Source organism: Nocardia sp. NPDC060220, from assembly GCF_042727815.1.
Lineage (GTDB): Bacteria > Actinomycetota > Actinomycetes > Mycobacteriales > Mycobacteriaceae > Nocardia.
Window position 1 is genome coordinate 1 of record NZ_JBHWZY010000697.1, and the last position, 3,722, is coordinate 3,722.

The following is a 3,722-nucleotide window of genomic DNA, read 5'->3' on the forward strand; positions in this document are numbered from 1 at the left end:
GACCAGTACGTGCTGGATGCCACGGGCCTGCTGCTGGGGATGCTCGAATGTCGCCGTGTCGTGGATCGTCGCCGGATCGAAGACGACCAGGTCGGCGGCATAACCGGCCCGGACGAGGCCGCGTTCGGCCAGGCGGAGCCGGGCGGCCGGGCGGCCGGTGAGGTGATGCACGCAGTCCTCGAGATCGAGCACACCCAGTTCCCGGACATAGCGCGACAGATAGCGCGGGAAGGTGCCCCAGGCGCGCGGGTGCGGTCGGGCGCCGACGAGCAGGCCGTCGCTGCCGCCCATGTGGCCGGGGTCGACCATGATGGCGCGCACGTTCTCCTCGCGGCCGACGTGCTGCAGGATCGTCGTGGCGAGCTGGTCGCGGCGCAGCAGGTCGAAGAACACCTCCGCCGGGGCGGTGCCGCGCTCGGTCGCGAGCTCGGCGACAGTGCGGCCCACCGTGTCCGCGAGCGCGTCGTCGCCGACGCCGCTGATCTGGATGGTCTCCCATTCGACGGTGACGCCGTGGCAGCCGTCGGAGCCGTTGACGTCGACATCGTCGGTGATCCTGGCGCGCTCGGCCGCATTGTCGAGCCGAGCGAGTGCGGCGTCGGGACCGCCCGACATCGCCCAGCTGGGCAGCAGTGCGGACAGGGTGGTCGAGCCGGGCAGATAGGGGTAGGTGTCGAGGGTGATGTCGCAGCCGTCGGCACGAGCCGCGGCGAGCATCGCGAGGAATTCCGGTGCGCGGCCGCGGTTCACGCCGAAGTTCATGGTGGCGTGGGTCAGGTGCAGCGCGCAGCCGGTCGCTGTCGCCAGGCCGATCATCTCCGCGTAGGCCTCGAGCGCGCCCGCGCCGTAGGAGCGGGTATGCGGTGCGTAGAAGCCGCCGTAGGACGCGACCACCGAGCACAACGCGGCGAGTTCGCCGGTGTCGGCGTACATTCCGGGTGTGTAGGTGAGACCGCTGGACATGCCGACCGCGCCCTGGTCGAACCCCTCGGCCAACAGCGCGCACATCCGGTCGATCTCGGCGGCGGTGGCGACCCGCTGCTCGCTGCCGACCACGAGCATGCGCAGCGTGCCCTGGGGGACGAGGTAGGCGGCGTTGGGCGTGATGCCCTGATCGAGGCGGTCCAGGTATTGCGCGACGGTGCGCCAGCTGAAGTCGAAGTCCCCCGGGTTACCGTTCCAGCCCGCGATCTGCTTGCGTACCACCGCGAGTGCGGCATCGTCGATCGGCGCGTACGACAGCCCGTCCTGGCCGATCACCTCGGTGGTGACGCCCTGGGTGATCTTCGGGAAGTGATCGGGATGGGTGAGCAGGTAGAGGTCCGAATGCGCGTGCATGTCGATGAATCCGGGCGCGAGAACCGAACCAGGCTGCACCGGAACGACTCTCGCACCGGAGTCGACAGTGCCGGGTGGCGCGATGTCGGCGATGCGGCCGTCGCGGACCAGCACATCGCCCCTGGTGCGTGGGGCGCCGGTGCCGTCGACGATGTCGATGTCACGAAAGAGCAGGTGCGTCATGGTCATCCGTCAGAAGTAGGTGCGGATCAGATCGATCACGCGCGGATCGGGCGCGTCGACGCTGTCGATCACCGGGATCAGGCGCCACTTGTCGAACGCGGTGCACGGGTGTGAGAGACCCAGGCGCACGACGGAGCCGACCGGGAGATCGGCCGCATCGGCGCCGGGCAACCGCAGGAAGGTGTGCTGATCGTTGAGCGCGGTGACCACCGCGTTCGGTGGAAGAGTGCCGCCGACCACCAGTTGGGGCACCGGCAGACCCTCGTCGAAGGGGAAATCGCGTTTGCCGCCGTCGAGCAGGGCCAGCTCCGGTTCGGGCCGCGAGACCACCCTGGCCCAACCGTGCATGGCGGACCGGAGGCCGGGCTCCTTCGCGGGCGCGGCGAGCGGGGAGATTCCCGCGTAGAAGCCGTCGTCGTGGACGACGTAAGCGCCACTGCGCAGAACCACCGTGGTCGGCACACCGCGCGCACCCCCGGGGTCGGCCAGTCCGGCGAGTTCCTCGACCACGAGCTCGGGGTAGGCGCTGCCGCCCGCGGTGACCACCGCCGGGCCCGAATAGGCGCCTACCGCAACAAGTTCGGTGTGCAGCGCGGCCAGTTCGCGCAAATAGCCGCGCACCGCCGCGACACCCTCGACGCTGCGATCGTGAGCCAGCGCGCCCTCGTAGCCCGCGACTCCGGCCAGGCTCAGCCGCTCGCTCGCACCGATGGCGGCGGCGACCGCGTGCGCCTGGGCCCGGGTGCGGGCACCGGTCCGGCCGTGCGGTCCCCCCAGCTCGACCAGCACGCGCACCCGCGAACCCGCGGCGGTCTCGCGCAGGATCTTGTCCATCAGTTCGACGGTGGCGACGCCGTCGGCCCAGCAGTACAACTCGAAGTCGGCCTTACGTGCGGATTCCGCTGCGGCCCAAGCCAACCCGACCGGGTCGAGCAGGGTATTGGCGAGCATGATCCGGCCGACACCGAACGAGCGCGCGAGCTGCGCCTGCCACGCGGTGGCCACGGTGATCCCCCACGATCCGGCCACGAGCTGCTCGCGCCACAGCTGCGGCGCCATCGTCGTCTTGCCGTGCGGGGCGAGCGCCACGCCCGCCGTGGCGGTCCACTCGGCCATGAGGTCGCGGTTCGCGTCGAGCCTGCCGCGGTCGAGGGTGAGCAACGGCGTCTGCCACTGGTCGAGTCGCGGTGCGCCGGCGAGATATTCGCGCACGGCGCTGCCCCACGCCGCGGGCGGCGCGCTCTTGTCGTGGGGTCCGAGCAACTCGTCGGCGAGGGCGTCCACGACGTCGTTGTCGATGATCACAGCATCCCTTTCTGTCGACCGAGCCCGGGATGGCGGCTCGATCAGTCATATCGAACAAACATTGCACAGTATGCAACGGTGGTTGCGCTGAATGTTTCTGCTCGTTATTGTGCATCTCGAAGGCAGTGACCGCAAGCACGAAAGGGCGAACAAGGTGACCCAGGCAACATCCACTCCGCCCAGGGCGGTCACTGTCGGCGAGGGGCTGGCCGTGCTGATCGCGGGCGCGGGACCCCTGGAACTGTCCGCGCGGTTCGATCGGGGCGCGGGCGGCGCGGAGGCCAACGTGGCCGTGGTGCTCGCCCAGCTCGACGTGTCGGCGGCCTGGCTGTCGCGGGTCGGCGACGACGGATTCGGGCGATATCTGGTCGCCGAGCTCAGCGCGCAGGGCGTGGATGTCGCGGCGGTCGCGGTCGACCCGATGCGGCCCACCGGCCTGTACGTCAAGGAACGTGGTGCGGGCTCCGGCCTGGCCAACGATCTGGACGCCGATGCCAGCCGCATGCACTACTACCGCACGGGTTCGGCTGCCAGCGCACTGTCGCCCGCCGATCTCACGGACCGGGCGGAGTTGCTCGAGGGCGCCGATCTCGTGCACTTCACCGGCATCACCCCGGCGCTGTCGGAATCGGCGACCGAACTCACCCGCGCGCTGCTCGCCAGGCCCCGTCGTGCGCTGGTCAGCTTCGACCTGAATTACCGTCCGGCAGTGTGGGGTTCGCGCGTCGACGAGGCCACCGACGAACTCGCCGCGCATCTTCGCGGCGCCGATGTGGCGTTCCTCGGCGCCGACGAGGCCGAGGAGATCTTCGGCACCGGCGAACCGGCCGCCCTGCGCGCGTTGTTTCCCGAACCCGCCCAGCTGATCGTCAAGAACGACAAGCACACCGTCACGG

Annotated in this window: 3 protein-coding genes; 1 reads left to right on the forward strand and 2 read right to left on the reverse strand. The window is 70.1% G+C overall.

Translation table 11 applies throughout. From position 1 onward, the window contains the following. Together ACFWF3_RS27905 and ACFWF3_RS27910 are read right to left on the reverse strand one after the other, a co-directional pair. On the reverse strand, nt 1-1,521 hold a 1,521-nt coding region (locus tag ACFWF3_RS27905; protein WP_379316408.1), incomplete at its 3' end, for an amidohydrolase family protein. Nucleotides 1,522-1,530: 9 nt separating this feature from the next. Continuing rightward, nucleotides 1,531-2,826 carry an amino acid deaminase gene (locus tag ACFWF3_RS27910; RefSeq protein ID WP_379316406.1) on the reverse strand — a complete coding sequence of 432 codons (1,296 nt, stop codon included), beginning with the start codon at nt 2,824-2,826 and terminating at the stop codon, nt 1,531-1,533. A 91-nt stretch (nt 2,827-2,917) separates the two neighbouring features. Between ACFWF3_RS27910 and ACFWF3_RS27915 the strand changes: the two genes are divergently transcribed. Continuing rightward, nucleotides 2,918-3,722 (forward strand): sugar kinase (locus ACFWF3_RS27915; protein WP_379316407.1); only part of this gene is annotated, 805 nt, incomplete at its 3' end.